The sequence below is a fragment of the Nitrospirota bacterium genome, assembly GCA_016180645.1.
Lineage (GTDB): Bacteria > JACPQY01 > JACPQY01 > JACPQY01 > JACPQY01 > JACPAV01.
This window is the reverse complement of sequence record JACPAV010000030.1, coordinates 19,359-39,804: the sequence shown is the minus strand read 5'-3', so window position 1 is coordinate 39,804 and position 20,446 is coordinate 19,359. Positions and strand designations below refer to the sequence as shown.

General features: G+C 59.9%; 26 protein-coding genes. 10 read left to right on the top strand and 16 right to left on the bottom strand.

The genetic code is table 11. From position 1 onward, the window contains the following. Positions 1-114: 114 nt before the first annotated feature. The 13 genes from HYT87_16450 to HYT87_16390 form a co-directional block, all read right to left on the bottom strand. Complete coding sequence (locus tag HYT87_16450) at positions 115-471, bottom strand: hypothetical protein (GenBank protein MBI2061330.1); 357 nt, start codon at positions 469-471, stop codon at positions 115-117. A gap of 3 nt (positions 472-474) precedes the next feature. After that, positions 475-1,650 (bottom strand): flagellar hook-associated protein FlgL, encoded by a 1,176-nt coding sequence (gene flgL / locus HYT87_16445; GenBank protein ID MBI2061329.1) that lies wholly within the window; start codon positions 1,648-1,650, stop codon positions 475-477. 50 nt (positions 1,651-1,700) lie between these two features. Next, positions 1,701-3,878, bottom strand: a complete 2,178-nt coding sequence (gene flgK, locus HYT87_16440) for a flagellar hook-associated protein FlgK (protein MBI2061328.1) — start codon at positions 3,876-3,878, stop codon at positions 1,701-1,703. A gap of 110 nt (positions 3,879-3,988) precedes the next feature. Further along, on the bottom strand, positions 3,989-4,495 hold the full coding sequence (locus HYT87_16435) for a flagellar protein FlgN (GenBank protein MBI2061327.1): 507 nt from the start codon (positions 4,493-4,495) through the stop codon (positions 3,989-3,991). 59 nt (positions 4,496-4,554) lie between these two features. After that, positions 4,555-4,869, bottom strand: coding sequence for a flagellar biosynthesis anti-sigma factor FlgM (gene flgM, locus HYT87_16430; GenBank protein MBI2061326.1), 315 nt, complete (start codon positions 4,867-4,869; stop codon positions 4,555-4,557). A gap of 177 nt (positions 4,870-5,046) precedes the next feature. After that, positions 5,047-5,907 carry a peptidoglycan DD-metalloendopeptidase family protein gene (locus tag HYT87_16425; protein ID MBI2061325.1) on the bottom strand — a complete coding sequence of 287 codons (861 nt, stop codon included), beginning with the start codon at positions 5,905-5,907 and terminating at the stop codon, positions 5,047-5,049. A 70-nt stretch (positions 5,908-5,977) separates the two neighbouring features. After that, positions 5,978-7,096, bottom strand: coding sequence for a flagellar basal body P-ring protein FlgI (locus tag HYT87_16420; protein ID MBI2061324.1), 1,119 nt, complete (start codon positions 7,094-7,096; stop codon positions 5,978-5,980). Between the two features lie 756 nt (positions 7,097-7,852). Beyond that, positions 7,853-8,596 (bottom strand): flagellar basal body L-ring protein FlgH, encoded by a 744-nt coding sequence (locus tag HYT87_16415; GenBank protein MBI2061323.1) that lies wholly within the window; start codon positions 8,594-8,596, stop codon positions 7,853-7,855. A gap of 55 nt (positions 8,597-8,651) precedes the next feature. Further along, positions 8,652-9,500 (bottom strand): flagellar basal body P-ring formation protein FlgA, encoded by an 849-nt coding sequence (flgA, locus tag HYT87_16410; GenBank protein MBI2061322.1) that lies wholly within the window; start codon positions 9,498-9,500, stop codon positions 8,652-8,654. Between the two features lie 51 nt (positions 9,501-9,551). Further along, positions 9,552-10,343 carry a flagellar basal-body rod protein FlgG gene (gene flgG / locus HYT87_16405; protein ID MBI2061321.1) on the bottom strand — a complete coding sequence of 264 codons (792 nt, stop codon included), beginning with the start codon at positions 10,341-10,343 and terminating at the stop codon, positions 9,552-9,554. A gap of 61 nt (positions 10,344-10,404) precedes the next feature. Then, the gene (gene flgF / locus HYT87_16400) at positions 10,405-11,196 is read right to left on the bottom strand and encodes a flagellar basal-body rod protein FlgF (GenBank protein MBI2061320.1); all 792 of its coding nucleotides are present in this window, start codon (positions 11,194-11,196) and stop codon (positions 10,405-10,407) included. A 328-nt stretch (positions 11,197-11,524) separates the two neighbouring features. Next, positions 11,525-11,752 carry a type II toxin-antitoxin system HicA family toxin gene (locus tag HYT87_16395; protein MBI2061319.1) on the bottom strand — a complete coding sequence of 76 codons (228 nt, stop codon included), beginning with the start codon at positions 11,750-11,752 and terminating at the stop codon, positions 11,525-11,527. 9 nt (positions 11,753-11,761) lie between these two features. Further along, complete coding sequence (locus HYT87_16390) at positions 11,762-11,980, bottom strand: type II toxin-antitoxin system HicB family antitoxin (GenBank protein MBI2061318.1); 219 nt, start codon at positions 11,978-11,980, stop codon at positions 11,762-11,764. Positions 11,981-12,190: 210 nt separating this feature from the next. Here HYT87_16390 and HYT87_16385 point away from each other — a divergent pair, with 210 nt between their 5' ends. From HYT87_16385 to HYT87_16355, 7 genes are all read left to right on the top strand, one after another. Continuing rightward, positions 12,191-12,469 (top strand): BrnT family toxin, encoded by a 279-nt coding sequence (locus HYT87_16385; protein ID MBI2061317.1) that lies wholly within the window; start codon positions 12,191-12,193, stop codon positions 12,467-12,469. Further along, positions 12,456-12,719 (top strand): BrnA antitoxin family protein, encoded by a 264-nt coding sequence (locus tag HYT87_16380; GenBank protein ID MBI2061316.1) that lies wholly within the window; start codon positions 12,456-12,458, stop codon positions 12,717-12,719. Before HYT87_16385 ends, HYT87_16380 begins: the two co-directional genes overlap by 14 nt. Before the next feature lie 292 nt (positions 12,720-13,011). After that, positions 13,012-13,281 carry a type II toxin-antitoxin system HicB family antitoxin gene (locus HYT87_16375; protein MBI2061315.1) on the top strand — a complete coding sequence of 90 codons (270 nt, stop codon included), beginning with the start codon at positions 13,012-13,014 and terminating at the stop codon, positions 13,279-13,281. Between the two features lie 24 nt (positions 13,282-13,305). Further along, the gene (locus tag HYT87_16370) at positions 13,306-14,091 is read left to right on the top strand and encodes a hypothetical protein (GenBank protein ID MBI2061314.1); all 786 of its coding nucleotides are present in this window, start codon (positions 13,306-13,308) and stop codon (positions 14,089-14,091) included. A gap of 37 nt (positions 14,092-14,128) precedes the next feature. Then, positions 14,129-14,701: a hypothetical protein gene (locus HYT87_16365; GenBank protein ID MBI2061313.1), complete on the top strand. Its 573-nt coding sequence runs from the start codon at positions 14,129-14,131 to the stop codon at positions 14,699-14,701. A 379-nt stretch (positions 14,702-15,080) separates the two neighbouring features. After that, entirely contained in the window at positions 15,081-15,365 is a 285-nt protein-coding gene (locus HYT87_16360; protein MBI2061312.1) for a BrnT family toxin, read from the top strand. 7 nt (positions 15,366-15,372) lie between these two features. Further along, a complete protein-coding gene (locus HYT87_16355; GenBank protein ID MBI2061311.1) occupies positions 15,373-15,597 on the top strand; it encodes a CopG family transcriptional regulator in 225 nt (74 codons plus the stop codon). 91 nt (positions 15,598-15,688) lie between these two features. Here the strand turns inward: HYT87_16355 and HYT87_16350 are convergent, their stop codons facing one another. Genes HYT87_16350 through HYT87_16340 form a run of 3 tightly spaced genes read right to left on the bottom strand, consistent with a single transcriptional unit; the run spans position 15,689 to position 17,001 of the window. Next, complete coding sequence (locus HYT87_16350; protein ID MBI2061310.1) at positions 15,689-16,102, bottom strand: hypothetical protein; 414 nt, start codon at positions 16,100-16,102, stop codon at positions 15,689-15,691. 13 nt (positions 16,103-16,115) lie between these two features. After that, complete coding sequence (locus HYT87_16345) at positions 16,116-16,607, bottom strand: hypothetical protein (protein ID MBI2061309.1); 492 nt, start codon at positions 16,605-16,607, stop codon at positions 16,116-16,118. Then, positions 16,597-17,001: a nucleotidyltransferase domain-containing protein gene (locus tag HYT87_16340; protein MBI2061308.1), complete on the bottom strand. Its 405-nt coding sequence runs from the start codon at positions 16,999-17,001 to the stop codon at positions 16,597-16,599. Before HYT87_16340 ends, HYT87_16345 begins: the two co-directional genes overlap by 11 nt. Positions 17,002-17,141: 140 nt before the next feature. On the opposite strand from HYT87_16340, the gene HYT87_16335 reads away from it, so the two are divergent. The 3 genes from HYT87_16335 to HYT87_16325 are packed head-to-tail and all read left to right on the top strand — an operon-like array spanning position 17,142 to position 20,436. Next, positions 17,142-17,879 (top strand): succinate dehydrogenase, encoded by a 738-nt coding sequence (locus HYT87_16335; protein ID MBI2061307.1) that lies wholly within the window; start codon positions 17,142-17,144, stop codon positions 17,877-17,879. An 8-nt stretch (positions 17,880-17,887) separates the two neighbouring features. After that, a complete protein-coding gene (locus HYT87_16330; protein MBI2061306.1) occupies positions 17,888-19,696 on the top strand; it encodes a fumarate reductase/succinate dehydrogenase flavoprotein subunit in 1,809 nt (602 codons plus the stop codon). Continuing rightward, complete coding sequence (locus HYT87_16325) at positions 19,696-20,436, top strand: succinate dehydrogenase/fumarate reductase iron-sulfur subunit (protein MBI2061305.1); 741 nt, start codon at positions 19,696-19,698, stop codon at positions 20,434-20,436. The genes HYT87_16330 and HYT87_16325 overlap by 1 nt, the downstream gene beginning before the upstream one ends. Positions 20,437-20,446: the final 10 nt, after the last annotated feature.

The following is a 20,446-nucleotide window of genomic DNA, read 5'->3' as shown; positions in this document are numbered from 1 at the left end:
CGTAGAAACGGCCCATCCCCTCAGAATACGCACTAGCCCCTCGCCAAGCAAGGAATCCAGCTGTGATATACTCACCTTCACGCCGGATTCAGGTTAAGGGTCTGCTCGTAGCGCCTACCGTTCGAGGCGGAAGAGGGTGCGGATATGGAGGCGGGAGGAGCCGCGGCCGTTGCCGATCGGGAGGGTGAAGCCGAGGACCATGGCGAGAGGATTCTTTCGACGAGGGCGCGAAATCCTCCGGGCGTGCCCGTTCCCGTTGGAACGCGCGCGATCGAGGGGTGCGTCCAGCAAGTGCGTAAAGACGGGAGCCGCCAGGGGAAGAGTCGATTCCATCTGGCGACGCACCCCGCGAAGGACATGCGATTCCTTGATGGCTTGTCGTGCCCGGAGTGCGATCGTGCGACGCGGGGCGCGTGCACCTTTCGGCCGTGGGGTCAAAAGACCGGAAAGAAGACTGCGCAATCGGCTCATCGCTTAGATGAAGTTCAGGAGGCTGAGAGGCAAAATCCGCCCCGCACTGGCCAGCGCAGCCTGATACACAACTTGCGCCAATTGGAGGTCGGTGATCGTGGCCGCAATATCCAAGTCTTCCTGCTTGCTGAGCGATTCCTGAACCGAGAGCCGGATATTCTCGTGGGCCGAGCCGGCCTGTTCCACCCGGTTCAGCCGCGACCCAATCCTCGCCTGGGCCTCGCGAATGGTATCCATGCCATAATCAAACTCCGAAATGCGCGCCTGGATGCCGCCCACGCCTCCGGCGCCGAGGCTGTTGTTCTCCAGGGCGATCCGGAAGTCGTCAAGGGTTTTGAAGAGATTGACTTCGCTGTCGCCATCGTCATTGGTCCCATCGCCCGTGAAGATCCGGCCGGTTTCGTTGATCTGGAGGCGGCCGTTATTCCCGAAGGTGATCTGGACCTCCAGGGGATCGAAGAATTTCGGAAGCGTACGAACCTGGTTTTGCGTGGCGCCCGCGCCGAAAGTGGCCACCGGCGCTCCGGTGGTCGTGTAGAAGGTGGCATTCGCGATATTGCCCGCCGCGACGGAACTGGTCGCGTCCGGCAGTTCGTCGGTGGTCGAACCGGCGGTGAGACTGTCCGTGTCGATGTCGTTGGCATCCGAAACGTCCACACCCTGCCCGTTGTAGGTCACCACTCGAAATCGGGTATTCTCAGTCGTCGACACGTTCTCGGAAAGAGTTCTCGTAACGAAGGTGGCCGTCTTGGTGTTGGATCCGCCGAAAAGGTACTGGCCGTTCTGCCGGCTGTTGGCCAGCTTGACCAGCTCGTTCTGCATTTCTTCCACCTCTTTGGCCATGCCGTCACGGGCCGAGTCGCTCAGCGGAGTATTGGCCGCTTGAATGGCCAACTGCTTGCCCCTGACAAGCATGGTGTGCACGGAGTCGAGCGTTGAATCGCTGGATTGCAGGAACCTTCTGGCCTGCTCAATGTTCCGGTCGAATTGGTCCACCTCCCGTATGGTTTTCCTGAACTCCATGATCTGGGCGATGGAGACGGGATCGTCGGACGGCTTGTTGACGCGCTTGGCCGATCCGAGTTTCATCTGGTCGAGAGCCAGCCGGTTGTAATTCCGCTGGATGTCGGTGTTGATGTTCCGGAACATCAGATTCTGTGTGACGCGAAGGAAGCTCATCGAACCGTAAGTCGTGAGTCGTTAGGCGTGAGGCGGGGGTCGGTCATCCGTTACGCTCCGATGATGTTGAGCAGCGTATCCGTAAGCTGTTGGACCAGCGCCACCAGACGCGCCGACGCATTGTACGCCTGCTCATACTTGATCAGTTTCGCGATCTCTTCGTCGAGGTTGACACCCGCGCGCTCATCGCGGAATCCTTCAAGCTGTTCGACGGAGAGCTCCTGCTGGTCGAAGTTCCGCTGGTTGTTCTGAACCTCGGAGCCGACCTTCGCCTGGAAGTCGGAGTAGTATTCGCTGAACGTTTGCGTGTTTCCGTTCAACACCAGGGCGCTTTCGAGAGCGGACAGCTCCAGCGCGTTCCGATTGTCGCCCTGGGAAAAATTGCGCGGGCCGGGCACGTTCCCGGTAATTTGAAGGTTTTGCATGAAGCTGGACGTGTCGTTCCGAATCACGAAACTTTTCCCCATGCCGATGGCGCGGATGCCAATCAGCGTTCCGCCTCCATTGACGCTCGCTTCGAGGTTCTCGAACGTGGCGTCAATCCCGTATCCGGTGGTCCCGGCATCCAGACTGACAAGCTGCGTCTGGCCGCGGATGGAGATGGACTTGGTTTCAATGACGCTCCCGAACTGATCGTACACGTCAATCGTCATCGTCCCGGGCGTGAAAGCCGATCCGAATCCCAAGCTGAAGCCGGATCCCCCGAGCGGACCGCCCGAGCCGTACGCCACGGCGTTCGACATGAAATCGCGTCGGTCCACCTTGGAGGCATTGATGTGGTTGACGTCGTTCAAGACCACCGAATCGATGTCGAAGTCCCGGGAATCGTCCCCGGAGAAAAAGGTGTTCATGCCGAGGACGCTCAGGAGATCGCTGGAGTCTTCGCTGAAGGTGAAATAGGACGTGCCGGCATCCGTGCCGAGCGTGAGGAGCGCCGTACCCGAGCCGACGGTGGTCACCGTGGCGGTCAGATTCGCCCCCATGGTGGTATTGATGTTCATCGCGAGCTCCACAAGCGTGCCGGCCGGGAAGGAATGGACGGCCGTGCCCGAATTCAAGCTTGCCGAACTGTTGTTCGAATCGATCGTGAACGTCCGCTGGGCAATGACCTGGCCGGTGGAGTCGTAGGCGTGAATCGTGAAGGTCCCGCCGTCCACGAGGGAGAACGGACTCCCGGCGGTTGTCACGGCCGTGCCCAGGGCGAGGCTCTGCTTGATCGCCAACTTGCTCGTGATGGAGGTAAAGCCGGCGGATTTGCCCGTGGAATCCGTGGCGAGACCGACGCCGCGCGTGTGCACCCGGTTCACCTCCTCGATGATCTCGCGGGCGAGCGTATCGAGGCGTGACTGGTAGTCCGGTATCGTCGTATTACGCAAGTCGATCAGCCCCTTGGCCTGCCCGCCGGTGATCAGGTTGGTAATGGCCTGAGTGCTCCCATCCCGGCGAACGAAATTCAGGATCAGGTTGCCGGACGTGTTCAAGGATGAGGAGAGGGAATTGCTCACGTTCCCGGCCACGAGCGGCAGCCCGCCCACCGTGATGTTGACCATCTTCGTAACGGGGTCCTCGTAGCTTTGGAAACTGACCAGTTCCGAAAGCTCCTTCATTCTCTGTTCACGGAGGTCCCGCTCATCGTTGGCGGACGAACCCTGGCCCTCGGTGTTGGCCACACGCACATTCAGGGATCGAATTTCCTGGGCGTACGTGTTGACTTGGGCGACCACCTGGCTCAGCCGGGAAGAAAGCAGGCGATTGAGGTCGTCGATTTGCTGCCGGGTGCGCCGGATGGTGTCGCGAAGAACCTTCCCCCGCTCCAGCACGGCATTCCGCTCCGCGATTCCCTCCGGCTTGTTGGCCAGGTCGTTCCACGCCGAGAAGAAATCCTTGATCGCCTTACTGACGCCGGCATCCACGGATTCATTGAAGATCGCCTCCAGCCTCTGGAGCTGCTGACTTTGGGCCCGGAGTTTCCCCAACCCGGAGGTGTTCGAGTAGATCTCCGTGTTCAGAAAGATGTCCGCCTCGCGCTTGACGGAACGGAGGAACACACCCGTGCCGATCTTGCCGAAGAAATCGTCGTTCGGCCCGTTGTTCTCCAAGAACGCCTTCTGGCGCGAATACCCGGGAGTATTGACGTTGGCAATGTTGTGGCTGGCCACCTCCAAGGTGGCGCGGTGGACAAGAATCGCCTGCGTGGCGATTCCCAGCATGTCGTCAATTCCGGGCATATCCTACCGTGATGCGTTATGTGTGAGGGGTGATGAGAATGAATTCATGGGTCGAATTCTCTCTGCCCTTCGGAGTTTCACTTCACCCATCACCCTTCACTCTTCACGACTCACAGCCTCGTGCTCACCATCGAGCCCTGGAGTCCCACCGTATCGACGATCCGCTCCCGCTCATACACCGGCCGGGCGTTGAGCGAGTGACGGTACAAGTTGAGCATCCCCTCCACGAGACCGGCGCCGTTCCTCATGAGATCGGCATTCGCCGTGCTCAAGCGGCCCACGGCACGCGAGAGGGAGCGCAAGCGGGCGTGGATCTCCCGGAGGCGGGCCCCGTGTTCCACGGGGGCCACGTCCACAATCTCGGAAAGCTTCATCTCTGAACGGCCGAACTTCCGGGCGACGAACACGTACCGGTCCTTTTCAAGAGTGGCTACGCGGGCGGTGAGTTCGGCGATCTCGGCGTTGCTCTGTTCCAGGTCATCCACCTGGAAGCGGATCAACTGCTCCTTCTGGTTCTCCAATTTCTGCTTCAGCGCGTCCAGCGCTTCGCATTGACGCGAAAGAGCGGTGGTGAGTTCGTTAAAGAAGTCGGAACGAGGCAGAGGTGCACCGGCCATACTTCCCTCCTTGGAATTCGCGGTCCCCCCGAATCTTCCGCCGGACGGCGGAGCCGGGACTACAAGAGGATGTCGAGCAGAGTTTCCTTGAGGAGCTTCTCGGCCACTGCCCGTCCATCCACCTGGTATGTGCCATTGGAAATCGCGTCCTTCAGTTGCTCGACTCGTTCCGTGCGGACGTCCGGGATCAGCTCGACCCTGCTCCTTGCCGCGGCGACCTCTCGGGCCGCTTCGGAAAGGGAAACACGCTCACCCGCCTCGGTGGTGCGCGTTTCGGTCTTGTCGGCTTTTACCCGGTCATCCCGCTTCTGAACCTTGTTCGAAACGAGCTGCTCAACTTGCTTGGAGCCGATTCCGGTGATTCTGGGCGACATTTGGCCTTTTCTCCTTTCTCCTCAGTCTAGTCTATCGGAAGGATATCCATGAACTTTAACAGGTTTTGTAAGTTTCGGCACTTTGTGAAGGTTTGAACCGGAAACAAACATTCCCTGCAAGGAAATCCCTCTTCCGATTGGCCAGGTCGTCCAGTATCCACGGCTGTTACAATATGTTCAGGCTTCCAAAAGATAGGGCTCCGGATTGATCGGCTCCCCGTCCTTCTTCAGCTCAAGATGTACGTGGGGACCCGTCGCCCGACCGGTCTCCCCGGCCCGACCGACCAGTCCGCCACGTGAAATGAAATCACCCCGCTCAACGAGCGGCTGTTTTAGATGCGCATAAATCGTGCTGTAGCCGTCCGCGTGCAGGACTTCCACCACGCGGCCGTATCCCGGCTTCTCACCGCTGAAGACAACGATTCCCGCGGCAGCGGAACGCACGTCATCACCTTCCGACGCGCGGAGGTCCACGCCCTCGTGCTTTTCCGCCCGCCCCGTGAACGGATCGGCGCGCGTGCCGAAGGACGACGTGATCGCGCCGGGCACGGGCCGATTCAGCCGCAAGCCTTCTCGATTCTCCTTCTGCAACCCGGTGGCCGAAGAGGGAGAGCGTACGACGGTTGCGCCGGCGCGCGACGGCGAAACAAGATTTCGGTCCGAGGGGACGCCGAGCTGTTTGAGAACCATGTCGGCGAGGCCGACTCCGCCGTTCTGCGCCATCGTTTTTCCCAACTCTTCGTCCATCATCTCTTTGAAAACACTGCCCTGAAACCCGCCGCCATCCTCGCCTTCGAGGAGGGGATCGCCGTCGGTAAACGCCTCGCGCATTCCCTTGAGAACGTAAAACAGAAAATACGACTCGAAGTTTTCCGCGGCTTTGCGGGCTTGAGCCGGATCGACGGGGGGTTGGTCTCCGGGGCCCGGGGGGGAAAGCCCGTTCTTGAGCCGCTGAAGGCCCTGAAGGCTCGAATTCTGAGATTCGCCTTTAAGTTTTTCACCCAGGAGCGTCAGACTTGTCTGGGGATCGATCTTCATTCCCCACCGCCTTCGGCCAAATCTGAAATTTCAAATCTCAAATCTGAAATCCTCCAGGGGCAGCGAGGCTTCACATCAAATCAATCTGGGCGTTGAGGGCGCCGGCCGCGCGAAGGGTGTTGAGGATGGCGATCAGATCCCGCGGGGTGACCCCCACGGTGTTGAGCGCCTTGACGATTTCCCCCAACGTGGGACCCGGCGGTAGCAACAAGACTTGCTCCTTCCTGGAGCCATCTTCACTCATATCCTGGGGCACGATTATACTCTCGTTGGGAGAGAGCGGCAAAGGTTCCGGCTCCTCCTTGATGGCGATATGAAGGTCCCCATGGGAAATGGCCACGGACTTGAGCCGAAGATTCTCGCCCATGACCACCGTTCCCGTCCGCTCGTCGAGAACGATCCGCGCCCGCACGCCTTCGTCCACCTCAAGGGCCTCGATGGCGGTCACCATATCCACCACGTTGCCCCGGAAATCGTCCGGGATATTCACGGCCACCGCCGTCGCATCGATCGGTTTCGCCACGTCGCCTCCTAGGCCGGCGTTGACGGCCTGAGCGATGCGGGACGAAGTCGTGAAATCCGGATTGATCAAAACGAGCGTCAATTGCTCTTTCTGTTCCAAATCGACAATGACTTCTTTTTCAATGATGGCCCCGCCGGAGATGCGGCCGGTGGTCGAGTAGTTTCTCTCCCCCCGAACCGGGACCTTTCCGGGGCGAAACCCCCCGACGGAGACCGGCCCCTGGGCCACGGCATACACACGGCCGTCCGGGCCCTTGAGAGGCGTCATAAGCAAGGTACCGCCCTGAAGGCCGCCCGCGTCGCCCACCGAGGAGACAATCGCATCGATGCGCGATCCCTGCCGGGCAAACGGCGGGAGCGTGGCCACCACCATCACGGCGGCGCTGTTCCGAAGCCGCAGCCCGCGGATCGTGCGCTCGTCCAGAAGGATGCCGAGCTTCTTCAAGAAATTCGCCAGACTTTGCTGTGTGAAATTCGATCGGAAGAAGGAATCCCCCGTCCCCTCCAAACCCACCGCGAGGCCGTAGCCGATGAGCTGGTTGTTCCGAACCCCCGCGATGTCCACCAAATCCTTTACCCGCTCGGCTCGGGCCGGGATGGGGAATACCATCCCGGCCCACAAAGCCAGAGACAAAAAACAGGCAAAGAGATACCACATCCTCTTCACAAGCCCGGGAAGGGCCTGCAAACCGTGGTCGCGGTCGATCCCCGTTGACGCGAAAGCGTGTGCAAGCCTCGGAAGGATGCTCAGGCGATTCCCGCGGAACGCCGCGTGGGCGTCGCCGAGGGACAATCGATCTGAGTGGTCCGCCCACTCCAGGGCGGACCCCGAAGCTCGCTCCGCGAGCGCGCCGTTTCCTTGTGGGGAGGCAAGGTCCGCGTCCGCCAGGAAACTTGAGATCCGAGATCCCAAGTGGGAAATCCTGGAAAAGAGCGGGGCAAGGAGAGCCCTCGGGAATCCCGAAACTTTCCGGGAAACCATCCTTGGTTCCCGAGGGCCCGTGGCCACAAGGAGTGAAGCCTCCGGCGAGCTGGAGTGGCTGCCGGAGCTTCGAGGGAAACGGCCAAGGTCTGATGGAAACCGCCCCGACGGAGCATCGGGGTGGAGAGTTGTTCCCACGGCCGGCAAAGGCGCATGGGAAGAGAGGAGGTGGCCGGCACCCCTACGGCGCCCCGACCCTTCCCTAGGTCGCCGAAAAGGACGACCCTCGGGAATCGGGTTCACCGAAGGAGCAAAGCGGGCCCCCATCCGTGGGGGCCCGCTCAATGGAGGTAGCGCCGGGTGGGGGGGACCCGACGCAAGGGGGCTTTCTTCTCGTGAAGAGTGAACGGTGAGTAGTGAAGCGACAGGAGCCTCGGACAAAACCTCTTTCCGGTCTTCCATGGTCCTACTCATCACACGTCACTCATCACTCATCACGATTCACAGCGGCCAAACGAAATCCAGGGCGCGCTTGAGCCACCCCCGACGCGAGGCGTCGGACAGCGCGCCTTCACCGCTGTACTCAATTTTGGCGTCCGCCAGGGCCGTGGACGTCACGATGTTATATTGCGTGATGTCCGTCGGACGAATAATGCCCGCCACGTAGATAAACTGGTTCTCGCTGTCGACACGAACGTCTTTCCGACCTTCAATCCGCAGATTGCCGTTCGGCATGACCTCCGTGACGAACGCCGTCACGCTCGCCACCACGTCGTCGCTTCGCAGGGTTTCTCCGGTCGAGTTCAAATCGCTTCCCATCTTGAGGGAGCCCTTCGCACTTTTGATCGGGATCACCGCATCCTTGCCCTCGATCTGGCCGCTGATCCCGCCCTCGCGGTCCAACTTCATGCCGGCGCGCTTCTTGGCATGCGAACTCTCCGTCACCTGCACGGTCACGATGTCGCCTACCACCCGCGCCTTCACATCGGTGAAGAATCCGGCGGAGCTGCCTTCGGTCCACAACGATCCCTCGTAGTGCGGCCGGTTCAGCACCGCCACCTGTTGGGCGATCTTGGAACTGACGTCGGTCCCGATATCCTTCCTCGGCGTTGCGCAGCCGGCGAACAAGACGAAGCCCAGCATCACCGTTGCCATCGTCACGAGGATCGATCCCGCGGCGAACATGCCGCGATCCATCACGGTCTTTCTTCCCCACGGCGTAAGGGGTTCTTCCTCTTCCATCATGGTGTCACCTCCCCGTTTTCGATCTCAAATCTCAGATTTGAAATCTCAAATTTCTTCAAAGGGTCACCTCCACCCGGTGATCGCTCAAGATCCGCCCGAGAAACGTCTTGCCCGACTCCGGATTCTTCACGAAGATGACCTCGCCCACACGGCCGTCCTCCTGCGCCACGCCCACGGTTTCAACCGTGAAGCGGGACTGGCTGAGGATCACGCCTACTTTTTCGCCCCGTCGGATATCCGCAATCTGCTCGAAACTCCGGGAAGAAAGAATTTCTCCCTCGCGGAATTGGCGCAGCGCCTTTCGGCCGACCAGGGCCGATACGTCCGTCACGTAGTCCGGTGGAAGCTCCGCCAGTGGCACCGCGACGATCCGGGTGTTCGCATCGCTCAGCACCTTGCCCCGCGCCAGACCTTCCACGGCGCAGGCGACCCGCGCCTGGCCGCGGACTTCGAAGGACAGCCACAGCTTTCTCACGCGACCGCTCGTGGACGGGTATTCCGCGAGGAGTCTCTGTGGCCCGAACCAAGTGAACCGGGCTGCCGGTGAGATTCGGATCTGAACGTCTTCTCCGACATCGGTGGGGATCCGGACGCCCGTCCATGCGATCGACTCCACCTGGATGAACTCCGGAACCTGCGAGAGTATGTAGGACTCAGCCTGACGCTGGATGGGGCTGATCGCCTCCTGCTTGGTCGAGGAGGCCGGTTGCGGTGGCGTCAAGGCCGTCGCCGGGGCGCCCCAGAGGAGGACCGGCAGCAGGATGAAGACACACCCCGCCAGCCAGGACGGTGCGGCACCTGCCGCTACGAGCGCCGTCCCATGGATGGGCGGCGCCGATTCGGCAAGTGAGGCCGTCGCTCGCGCTCGCTGGGCGCCGTCCGCCTGAATGCCTTTCCCCTTCATCGCCTCATTCCACCTGTTCTTTTGGGTCTAGCCCGCTACTCGCCTACCCGTTTATCGTTTCAGTCCGTTCGCCGTCTGCAGCATCTCATCCGAGGCCGAGACGACGCGCGAATTCAGCTCGTAGGCCCGCTGGGCCGTGATCATGTGTACGAGTTCTTCCACTGTGTTCACATTCGAAGTTTCCAGGAAGCCCTGGGAGAGCTGGCCGAATCCCTCTTCGCCCGGACGACCGACGATCGGCTCACCGGACGCGGCGCTCGGCAGGAACAGATTGTCGCCGATGGCCTGGAGACCCGCCGGGTTGACGAATCGCGCCATCTCGAGCGTGCCGACTTCCACGGGATCGATCTGTCCTTCGACCATGATGGAGACAGTGCCGTCCTTCTCAATGTTCACCTGCATCGCATCGCTGGGAATCGTGATTTCCGGCGCCAATAGCAGGCCGTCCGATGTCATCAGGCGTCCCTGCGAATCGGGGTTGAAAGACCCGGCCCGCGTGTATCCGATCTCGCCGTTGGCGCGGCGTACTTGGAAGAAGCCGTTGCCCTCGATGGCCATGTCGAAGGAGTTGTTCGTCTTCTCGAAGGTCCCCTGCATGAAAATTTTCTTGGTGCCCACCGGCCGCACGCCGAGGCCGACTTGGAGGCCCGTGGGCACTTCCGTGCCGAGAAGGACCGATGGCGCGCCGGGCGCCCGGAGCGTCTGATAGAACAGGTCCTGAAATTCCACGCGGCTCCGGCGGAAGCCGGCCGTGTTCACGTTCGCCAGGTTGTTGGCGATCACGTCCACGTTCATCTGCTGGGCATGCATGCCCGTTGCCGCCGTATACAGCGACCGAATCATCTTCTCCCTCCTTCGCGCCCCGCGTCACGCGTCACGCGCCACGTCCTCGATTGTGTCACCCTTAGACCCTCGCGAGATCGTTGACGACGCGCCCGTTGATCTGATCCTGGCTCGTCATCGCCCGCTGCTGCGTCTCGTAGGCCCGCATCAGCTCGATCATATGAAGCATTTCCTTGATCCCGTTCACGTTCGCCAGTTCAAGAAACCCCTGGCGAACCGTGAAGTTCGTGGCCTCACCGGCCGGGTTCTGTTCGGGATCGATGTTCTCGAATAGGTTGTCGCCCACTTTCTTCAATCCGAAGAGCTTGGAGAAACGGACGACCTTCAGCTTGTCGATTTCTTCCTTGTCCACCATCACGACACCGTCGCGCGAAATCGTCACGTCCTCGCCGTCGATCTTGATCGGGCCTTTTTCTCCAAGGACGGGCAGCCCTTGCGCGGTCACCAGCATGTCATCTGAATTGATCGAAAAATTCCCATCGCGCGTGTAGCGGACGCCGCCGGGCGTCTGCACGGCGTAGAACCCTTCGCCCTCGATCGCAAGATCCAGCGGGTTCTGTGTCGCTTCCATGTTGCCCTGAGAGAAATCGGTGCGGATCTCGTCCGTGTAGGGATACAGCTTGTCATCCTTGAAAACGAGCGAGCTCCACGTGACCGGCAGGAACGGCGGGAAGGTTTTCGGGCCGTAAGTTTCGGCCCCATACGGCGGCAGCCAATCGCGGAAGGCCATCGTGTCTTTCTTGTAGCCGGAGGTGTTGAGGTTCGCGATGTTGTTGGAGGTTTGGTAGAGGCGTTCTTCCTGAACGACTCCGCCTGCGGCGGACATATAAATCCCCTGCATCATCAGACTCATGGCCGACCCCCTTATGTCAATTCCCGTGCCAGCCGAGTCCCTTGAAGTTTAAGTCCCTGCCGCAACGCCGTTTTGCCCGAATTTGACGCGCCGCGCCAACTTATCCGAATCGAAACAAATCCTCCGCCCTCCCCGGCAATTCCTTCCGCCCCTTTTTCCGGCAAAGTCCTATTCCTCCAAGCATGGGAAGGTCGATGAGGAAAGAACCTTCCCCTCTCCCCCTAAGGGAGAGGGCCTGCCCGACGATTCAGTGGCGGGTGCGGGTGAGGGGGTCACATCGCGGCCTCAGTTCGAATCCCCGACGCACCAACCCCCAACTCCGGCGCCTCTACATGAACCTGATGAAATCCTCCACCTTCAAGCCTGCCTGCTGGAGAATCGACTTGAGAGTCTTCGGTTTCAGAATTTTCTTGCCGTGAAGGGGAATGGTTACTCGACCCGCAAAGGAATCACCCACGCGCTTGTGGAGGTAAACGTGGCTCCCCTCCTGATCGAAAACTTCGAATCCGGCGCGCGGGAGGACGCGGACGGCCTCCTTGCCGGGTATCCGCGGCAAACGCGGCGTCTACAACGCGATCTGGACGATCTCAGCGCGGCAGTCTTTTTCCAAGCGGAGCAGTTGCTCCTCTTTCGCGACGGCCCGAAGGTAGAGGATCATCGCCTCGCGGATATTCTTCAGGGCCTCGGCACGCGTATCCCCCTCACTGATACAACCGGGGAGTGTCGGGCAAGTCACGGTGTACCCGCCTTCGACATTCTTCTCCAACAGCACCGGGATCTTCATGGCCGCGAGAAAAGTACAGCCGCCCAAATAGGACCGGGTCAACGGAGATGCGACACTGGTGTCCCTATCCACGATCGGGCATGAGCAATAGTGTCAGGTCCCATGCCCCCACTGATGGGACCCCACTGATGGGAAAATAGAGCACATCGGATGCAACACCGTACGAACTGTTCAGTTGATATTTGCTCCTAATTCAAGTATATACTATTAATGAGGTTTGAGTGGGACCCGGAGAAGGCAGCCGGCAATTTCGCGAAGCATGGGCTGAGTTTTGAGAAAGCGATCACGGCGTTCGATGATCCATATGCCTTGATTGCACCGGACCCGGGGCATTCTACTCCGGCGGAAGTTCGAGAGTGGCTCATCGGCCAATCGGACAGCAGTATCGTCGTCGTGGTATTCACGGTGATTCAGCTTGGAAATGTCTATCGGATCATCAGCGCTCGAAAGGCAATTCGAAAGGAGAGAAGACGCTATGAAGAAACTTAGGGAATTCCCGTTTGAGTCGGCCAGACGCATTACGGACAAGGAGGTGCGAGCCGCCCACAAAGCCATCGAACATAAGCTTGGCGTCAAGCGTAGGAGTCGCGGCCGCCCGCCCAAGAATGGAGACAAATATCTGCCCATTTCCATTCGTCTTCATCCCCGGGTCGCTGTATGGGCCAAGCAAGAGGCGGAGCGCCGGGGCGTTGGCTATCAAACGGTCATCAACGAGGTGCTTCTGAAAATGGCCGCGTGAGGGTGAGGAGTACTTGGCAGGCTTCTCCTCCTGTGCGTGTGGAGAATCATCCCACTCCGGTTGGGGGCCCGAGGAAATCGAAGATCCTGCTGGAATGTCAGGAAGTCATGCCAGGCACCGGCACCGGACAACAGGGCGACATCTTCAGAGTGTCATTCCCGCGAAGGCGGGAATCCAGGGTGCCTCGGGCAGGACACCCACATCCGCGGAAGTGATCCCGTCCTCCACCTAGCCCACACTCGCTATCAGGCTGAGGGTGAAACGGGAAGAAACAGGTGATAGCATGGGCGCCATGATCGGCGAGTACGTTGAAGCGGCCCTCAAACGCGCGCGGTATGAGCGCATTCGTGGCCGCGATCCCTATTACGGCGAGATCAGAGGCGTGAAGGGAGTGTGGGCAACCGGTCGCTCCTTGGAAGAATGCCGCCGGAATCTCATAGACGTTTTGGAAGGTTGGATTCTGGTTCGTCTCAGAAAAGGACTGAGAATCCCCTCCATCGGAGACCGAAGAACCCCGAAAACCACTCCAATATTGAATTATCAGGGCAAAATGGCAAGTTGATCAGTGGTTGGGCAGCCGGGAACCATGTCGCTCTTTGAGAGGTATGGCCCGTTCCTCGCATCGCTTCCATCCCGGGAACGGTACGATCACACCGATCTCCTTGTCCCTGCCTTGCAGATCGCGAAGGAAGGGGCTCTTCGTGTCTTCTACTGTCCCTTCGACTCGGAGAACCCCGAAGCGAAGGTGATCATCCTCGGAATCACGCCGGGTTGGACGCAAATGGAGATCGCGTGCCGAACCGTTCGGGATGCCCTTGCTGCGGGCAACCCGGAAGAGGATGCCTGTCGGCATGCAAAACTTCGCGCCAGTTTTGCTGGCTCGATGCGAGTGAACCTCACCCGCATGCTCGACGCGCTCGATCTACCGCGGCTCCTCAGCATCCAGTCCTCCTCGGATCTCTTCGGAGTTGCGCGCTCGCTCCTTCATACCACGTCCGCCTTCCGGTATCCCGTCTTCGTCGGCACGCGCAACTACACTGGAACGAACCCGCGACCAAGCCAGTCCCCGTTTCTGATGGACTTCGCCCGTGAGATACTTGCTAGTGAGCTGGAATCAATACCGAACGCGGTGCTCGTTCCACTCGGAAGATCGGTCGAGGAGGTTCTTCAGCTTCTCGCCGTGGAGAACCGAGTTCGCGCTGGACGGTGGCTCTCAGGCTTTCCGCATCCGTCCGGCGCAAACGGACATCGGGTTCGGCTCTTTTCAGAAAACCGTGAGTCCCTCGCTGCGCAGCTTTACTCCATACTCGGCAAGCCCGAGGCTGCTGCCCAACAACAGCATGCAGCTGACGGCGCTTCGCGCCGCAGCTGATGCTGGGCGTTAGATCGCACATGATGAGCGCGGGCCAATGAATCTCTCTTCGCCGAACCGGATGATATGGCAGTACTTCGACGCTCTCCGCCGCCTCGTCGGAGGCCTCAACCACAGTAGGGACGGAACGGAACTGAAGCAGGACGCTGCACTCTGCATCATGCTGGCGGTGACGGTCGTCGAGGCGTTCCTGAACATCTTCTTTCGCGTAGTTGTCAGTGAACCAGGATTCATGCAGCACAAGCAACGCGTCCTTGACGATCTGGACAGGAGAAGGTCGCTCGACCGCAAACTGAGAACCTGGCCTGCCGATGTTCTCGGCAAGGGCTTAGACTTCACAGCGCCAACGCCCAAAGCCTTTCTCGCTCTCAAGGAGCGTCGTAACGCACTGATGCACTTTACAAGCTCCCACGAAACCCTGAATCTACCCGGTGTCGTGATCCAGGGGCTCGCGGACACATCGGTGGTGGACACCCTAACGTTGGCTGACGCCGTCAACGCACTGGAGGTGGCAGAGGGCATGGTCCGCGAGTTGTGCCGACTTCGCGGTACCCCGGAGCATCAGCTTCCTCATGCACTGCACTTGTGGACTGGAAGGGTTCCGATCTAACCCGGCGATCGAGCGGACCAGCTTGATCTCTGTGCCCTCAAGGGGGCTTGGTCGAGTAGTTCATCGGTTGCCCGATTTCACCCTCACAGATCCGGACGGGCCGATTTCCGGCATCCGGCTCTTCCAAGCAGGTCACCCGGCTGACGCGTAAGCCACCGAGAAGGGCGCGCAATGTAGGGACGAGGCAGGGGAAAGACCTCCAACAGACGCCGGTAGTGCGCATAGTTCATACCGTACTGACTCCGACGCCCAAGCACGTGGAACCACGGGCGGCTTGGAGTTCAACTCTCGACACGAGGCAATTCCTGCTTTCCGGAGGGAGGGTGATTCGCGAGTCGCACATGGCTTTTGCCCGGTATAACTGTTATATTATCGATGGATGGAGCACTTCGAATTTGATCCCGCAAAGAGCCAACTCAACCGAGAGCGCCACGGAGTCGATCTCGAATGGGCCCAAGGCCTATGGGATGTTACTCACATCATCATCCCGGCCAAGAACGTCGCGGGCGAGAACCGCTGCCTGATCCTGGCGAAGATCGGCGGCAAGTGTTACGCCGCCGTCTTCACACGGAAAGGTGAAACAATCAGGCTCATCAGCTGCCACCGGGCAGATCGCCGATTGGAGAGAATCTATGAAAGCCACATCCAGGGGAAAGAAAAATAGCAGGAGAATCCAAGCCACGGCCTTCGATGAAAAATTCGACCGGGGCGAAGATATCTCGAGATTCTTGGATCTCAAGCGTGCGACCATCGTTCAGAGAGTCAACGTTGATTTCCCATCATGGATGGTAGACCTGCTTGATCGTGAGGCCGTCAAACTCAATGTTTCCCGGCAAGCGATCATTAAGATGTGGATTCGCGAACGATTGGATCCATCGCATCGACTGACGTTCTGAGCGGCGCAACGCAGGGCCGGCCTACCGACGGATTTGAGGGTTTGGGGTTTGGGGTCAGGCATTCTTTATTGACTAATCGCCCCGGAAGGAGTCAGTCATCGCGCAGCGCGCCGATGGTCCTCCGGAGACTGCGTAGAAGGATCAGGCCGAGGATGGGCAGACCCACAATATTCGAGAGGTAGAGCCAGACGGTAACGGGGTCACGCGGAAACGTGCCGACGATCATCGCGTGCACGCCGTGAATGGCCATGTAGAAGCCGGTTCCGCAAACCACCAAGCCGCACACGTACCCCCACACCCAGTTTTTCACGACTCCGTAAATCAATCCGACCGTCAGGAGAATCAGGAAGCTGTCAGAGAGAATGAAAGATCTGGCGTAAGCAATCTTATCTGCTGACATCTTGTCGTCGTAATACCCCGTGTAGACCAACCCCCACCACACCGGCAGAAATCCACCGAGGAGCACGAGAAGGGTCCAGAGAACTTTCCGCTGAGTTTTCGACATGGTTACTCCTTGTTCAACCGGCGCTGGAAGCAAGCTTCGACAGGAACCCGATGAACCGATCGACGTCGGAGGCAACGGACCGAACGACTTTCGGCGTCCCTGCCGCCAGCCGCCGGATGGGAGCCCAGTCCAGATACATCGCATACACGTTGCGAAAGACGTGCCTGAATCGCAGGTACTCTTCGAGGCTCGCCCGGGTTTTCTCGGAAAGCACGGCCGGACGAACCTCCCGGATCGGCATGGCCATCTGCTTCAGGAGGCGCTGGTGCCAATCATCTCCTGATGGAACACCCCCGTTCAGATCTTTCGCAATCTTGACAAGGATGGATTCCACCTTTCCGTAGACATCATGAACCAGTTTCCCTCCGGTGATCCGGTCGGACAGCTTCTTTCCTGTTGCGTGCTTCAGGTGGGAGTGAATTTCCACGACCAGAGCATCCAGCTCGGATAGATCCGAACGGATTTCCTCCGCCAGCCGTTGCCAGCGCTGCGGATCAGTTCGCACCGGCGCCAAAAATGACCCGGCCCTCGCGCAAGAACGTGCGACGGAGCCGGGGGGTTGCGTGTTCCCACGCGATGAGATCAACCGGGAATGAAGTCCGTTTCTCCACGTCCACCCACGCGGAAATAAGGGCGGACGGGGCCAGTCCCCACACAATTAGGTCGATGTCCGAACCGGCACGGAAATCGCCGGGGCGCATGATCGAGCCTACAACGGCGGCACGACGAACCGAGTACCGCCTCGCCAAGTATTTGGCCAGATCCACCGCCTCCTTCAACGCGCTTCGCCTTTTCCTCTCGGCCAACCGCTCCTGACGCGCCAGCCTCTCCCGCCACGCGGTGAGGTAGGGTCGGAGTAAGGCTCCGCGATCGACGGCTTTTCTCCGCATTCGCTGCATTTGAATATTATAGCACGCCGATGGTTCCCCACCCGCTCGAATGCCATATTCGCCGCAGAGAAATACTTGACCGAGGTCTATTGAAACGTGTTTATCGGAGTGCTATGGTCCGCCCGCAAATGGGCAACGGAACCGTCTCCATGGAAGCGCCGGGATACGGCCTCACCCAGAGAAAAGACGCGTGGTGGGTGGCCCCGCTCGTTCAAGGCAGCGCCCTCGCATGCCTCATCATTTACGCCACAATCGTCACGTTTCTCGGCAACAACTACGAGTGGGGCCCGTACGTTTCCCCGATCTACTCCCCATTGCTCCAACCCAGTTGGTGGCCGCTCTCTCCCGCCATTCTGATCATGTGGATTCCCATCGGCTTCCGCGCCACGTGCTACTACTATCGGAAAGCCTACTACCGCGCCTACTTCATGCACCCACCGGCGTGCGCCGTGCAGGAACCGTGGGGCCACAACTACGGCGGCGAAAACAAGTTCCCCTTCGTCCTCATGAACCTCCACCGCTACATCCTGATCATCGGTCTCATTCCGCTGGCGACCATGTGGTACGACGTCTATCTCGCCGTGAGATTTGAGGATGGCCTGGGCGTGGGCATCGGCACACTCGTCTTGCTGGCCAATGTGTCCTGCATCAGCATGTACGTCTTCTCCTGCCATGCCACCCGCCACATGCTCGGCGGTGGACTCGACTGCTTCGCGAAAGCCTGGTGCGGGAAACAGCGCCATGCCGTGTGGAAGGCCAGCAGCAGCGCCAACGAACATCACATGCTGTACGCGTGGCTCAGCTTCATCTCGGTGACGATCGCGGACCTCTACGTTCGACTCGGCGCGATGGGCTACATCCCGGCCGATCTCGATCGCCTCTTCTAGGAATCAAGTTGGACAAGTACGAAACGCACCCATACGACGTGATCGTCATCGGCGCGGGCGGCGCCGGCCTTCGTGCCGCCATCGAAGCGAAGTCTCAGGGCGCATCGGTCGGACTCATCTGCAAATCACTCCTCGGCAAGGCCCACACGGTGATGGCCGAAGGAGGCATCGCGGCCGCAATGGCCAACATCGATCCCTCGGACGACTGGAAAACGCACTGCGCCGATACACTCCGGGGCGGCGTCTACGTCAACAACTGGCGAATGGCGCAGCTCCACGCTCAGGAAGCGCCGGAGCGCGTCCGTGAACTCGAACAATGGGGCGCGCTGTTTGACCGCACGGCGGACGGCCGCATCCTCCAGCGAGCCTTCGGCGGGCACAAGTACCGCCGACTCGTCCACGTGGGCGATCGCACGGGACTGGAACTCATTCGCACACTCCAGGAACGCACCGTCCAGCTCGGCGTGGACGTCTACATGGAATGCACCGTCACGAACCTGTTCAAAGAGGACGGACGGTTCGCGGGCGCCCTCGCCTACTGGCGTGAGAGCGGTCGGCTCATGATTTTCCAGGCGAAGGCGGCAGTCATCGCCACCGGCGGATCCGGAAAGGCGTACAAGATCACATCCAATTCGTGGGAGTACGCCGGGAACGGGCACGCCATGGTTTACGACATCGGCGCGGAGCTGATGGACATGGAGTTCGTCCAATTCCACCCCACGGGCATGGTCTGGCCTCCCGGCGTGCGCGGTCTCCTCGTCACCGAGAGCGTGCGCGGCGACGGAGGCCTCCTGAAGAATAACAAGGGCGAGCGTTTCATGTTCAAGCACATCCCGGAACGCTACAAAGGACAGATCTCCGATACGGAAGCCGAAGCCGAAAAGTGGCTCACCGAAATCCGCGAGGCGCGTCCCATCACAGCGCGCAAGCCTCCCGAACTTCTCCCACGCGACATCGTCGCCCGCGCGATCTACAACGAAGTCAAAGAGGGCCGCGGCAGCGAACACGACGGCGTGTACCTCGATATTTCCCACATGCCCGCCGAGTACGTGAAGCGAAAACTCCCCAGCATGTACATGCAGTTCAAGGAACTCGCGGACGTCGACATCACGAAACAGGCCATGGAAATCGGACCGACCATGCACTACATGATGGGTGGCATTCGGGTGAACGCCGATTCGCAGGCCACCAACGTTCCTGGCCTCTACGCCGCTGGCGAATGCGCCGCTGGACTCCACGGGGCCAACCGCCTCGGCGGCAATTCGCTGTCGGACCTCATCGTCTTCGGCCGACGCGCGGGCCTGTATGCCGCGGAATACGGAAAAAAGACTCCCGAAGCAAAGATCCCCGACGCCGCGGTGGACCGCGCCGAGAAGGAACTGTTCGCCCCGTTCGACCGCAAGAGCGGCCCCAGCCCGTATGAAGTCCATCGCGAACTTCAGGAAGTCATGACCACCTACGTCGGCATCTTCCGCAGCGAGTCCGATCTCAACACGGGCATCCAGAAACTTCAGCAGCTCCGGGAAAAGGCCAAGACGATCTCCGTCGAAGGCAACCGACAGTACAATCCCGGCTGGCACCTCGCCAAGGACCTCGACACCATGATTACCGTTTCCGAAGTCATCGCCCGCGGCGCTCTGCTTCGCAAGGAGAGCCGTGGCGGTCACGCCCGAACCGATTTTCCGAAGATGGAGGATGCGTTCTCGAAGGTCAATTTCGTGGCGGTGAAGGACGGCGACAAGCCCAAGGTGGAGCCGAAACCCCTCCCGGAATGGTCCGATGAAATCAAGAAATTGATGGCCGAGGAGAAGAAATAGTGTCGGAGTCGAAAGAGGTCGTTCTCAAAGTGTTCCGCGGCGATCCGCGCGGCGGCGAAGCGAAAGAATACACAGTCCCCGTCGGCCCCGGTATGGTCGTTCTGGACGCCATTCACCACATACAGGGCTACCTGTCGCCCGACCTCTCCTGCCGGTGGAACTGCAAGGCCGCGAAGTGCGGCTCGTGCAGCGCCGAGGTCAACGGAAAACCAAGGCTCATGTGCAAAACGCGCATCGATGATTTCCCCGCCGGCGAACCCATCACCGTCTATCCCTTGCGCGCCTTCCCTCTCATTAAGGATTTGGTGACGGACGTCTCCAAGAACTACGAAGTGAACAAGCGGATTCCGCCGTTCACGCCGGCGAAAGACGTCGAGTGGAAGATGTTTCAGCCGGACGTGGACCGCGTCCAGGAATTCCGGAAGTGCATCGAATGTTTCCTGTGCCAGGACGTCTGCCATGTCATCCGCAATCACGGCAAGCTCGGCGAGTTCGCGGGACCGCGGTTCTTCGTGCGGCTGGCCAACCTGGACATGCACCCGCTGGACAGCCTATCACGCCTCCAATTCCTGAAAGAGGAGGCCGGGCTCGGCTACTGCAACATCACCAAGTGCTGCACCGAAGTCTGCCCCGAAGACATTCACATCACGGACAACGCCATCATCCCCCTCAAGGAACGCGTCGCCACCCGCTACTACGATCCCCTCCGCCTCCTCTGGCGTAAACTCACCGGAAAGTAGCCTGCTCCCA

Excerpts from the sequence above, each read along its gene's own strand:
- HYT87_16385 (MBI2061317.1), top strand. The coding sequence starts at position 12,191 with ATGAGGTTTGAGTGGGACCCGGAGAAGGCAGCCGGCAATTTCGCGAAG.
- flgK (MBI2061328.1), bottom strand. The coding sequence starts at position 3,878 with ATGCCCGGAATTGACGACATGCTGGGAATCGCCACGCAGGCGATTCTT.
- flgM (MBI2061326.1), bottom strand. The coding sequence starts at position 4,869 with ATGTCGCCCAGAATCACCGGAATCGGCTCCAAGCAAGTTGAGCAGCTC.
- HYT87_16435 (MBI2061327.1), bottom strand. The coding sequence starts at position 4,495 with ATGGCCGGTGCACCTCTGCCTCGTTCCGACTTCTTTAACGAACTCACC.
- flgF (MBI2061320.1), bottom strand. The coding sequence starts at position 11,196 with ATGAGTCTGATGATGCAGGGGATTTATATGTCCGCCGCAGGCGGAGTC.
- HYT87_16450 (MBI2061330.1), bottom strand. The coding sequence starts at position 471 with ATGAGCCGATTGCGCAGTCTTCTTTCCGGTCTTTTGACCCCACGGCCG.
- HYT87_16360 (MBI2061312.1), top strand. The coding sequence starts at position 15,081 with ATGGAGCACTTCGAATTTGATCCCGCAAAGAGCCAACTCAACCGAGAG.
- HYT87_16380 (MBI2061316.1), top strand. The coding sequence starts at position 12,456 with ATGAAGAAACTTAGGGAATTCCCGTTTGAGTCGGCCAGACGCATTACG.
- HYT87_16365 (MBI2061313.1), top strand. The coding sequence starts at position 14,129 with ATGAATCTCTCTTCGCCGAACCGGATGATATGGCAGTACTTCGACGCT.
- HYT87_16370 (MBI2061314.1), top strand. The coding sequence starts at position 13,306 with ATGTCGCTCTTTGAGAGGTATGGCCCGTTCCTCGCATCGCTTCCATCC.
- flgL (MBI2061329.1), bottom strand. The coding sequence starts at position 1,650 with ATGAGCTTCCTTCGCGTCACACAGAATCTGATGTTCCGGAACATCAAC.
- HYT87_16390 (MBI2061318.1), bottom strand. The coding sequence starts at position 11,980 with ATGAAGATCCCGGTGCTGTTGGAGAAGAATGTCGAAGGCGGGTACACC.
- HYT87_16375 (MBI2061315.1), top strand. The coding sequence starts at position 13,012 with ATGATCGGCGAGTACGTTGAAGCGGCCCTCAAACGCGCGCGGTATGAG.
- flgA (MBI2061322.1), bottom strand. The coding sequence starts at position 9,500 with ATGAAGGGGAAAGGCATTCAGGCGGACGGCGCCCAGCGAGCGCGAGCG.
- HYT87_16335 (MBI2061307.1), top strand. The coding sequence starts at position 17,142 with ATGGAAGCGCCGGGATACGGCCTCACCCAGAGAAAAGACGCGTGGTGG.
- flgG (MBI2061321.1), bottom strand. The coding sequence starts at position 10,343 with ATGATTCGGTCGCTGTATACGGCGGCAACGGGCATGCATGCCCAGCAG.
- HYT87_16350 (MBI2061310.1), bottom strand. The coding sequence starts at position 16,102 with ATGTCGAAAACTCAGCGGAAAGTTCTCTGGACCCTTCTCGTGCTCCTC.
- HYT87_16425 (MBI2061325.1), bottom strand. The coding sequence starts at position 5,907 with ATGAAGATCGATCCCCAGACAAGTCTGACGCTCCTGGGTGAAAAACTT.
- HYT87_16415 (MBI2061323.1), bottom strand. The coding sequence starts at position 8,596 with ATGATGGAAGAGGAAGAACCCCTTACGCCGTGGGGAAGAAAGACCGTG.
- HYT87_16340 (MBI2061308.1), bottom strand. The coding sequence starts at position 17,001 with ATGCAGCGAATGCGGAGAAAAGCCGTCGATCGCGGAGCCTTACTCCGA.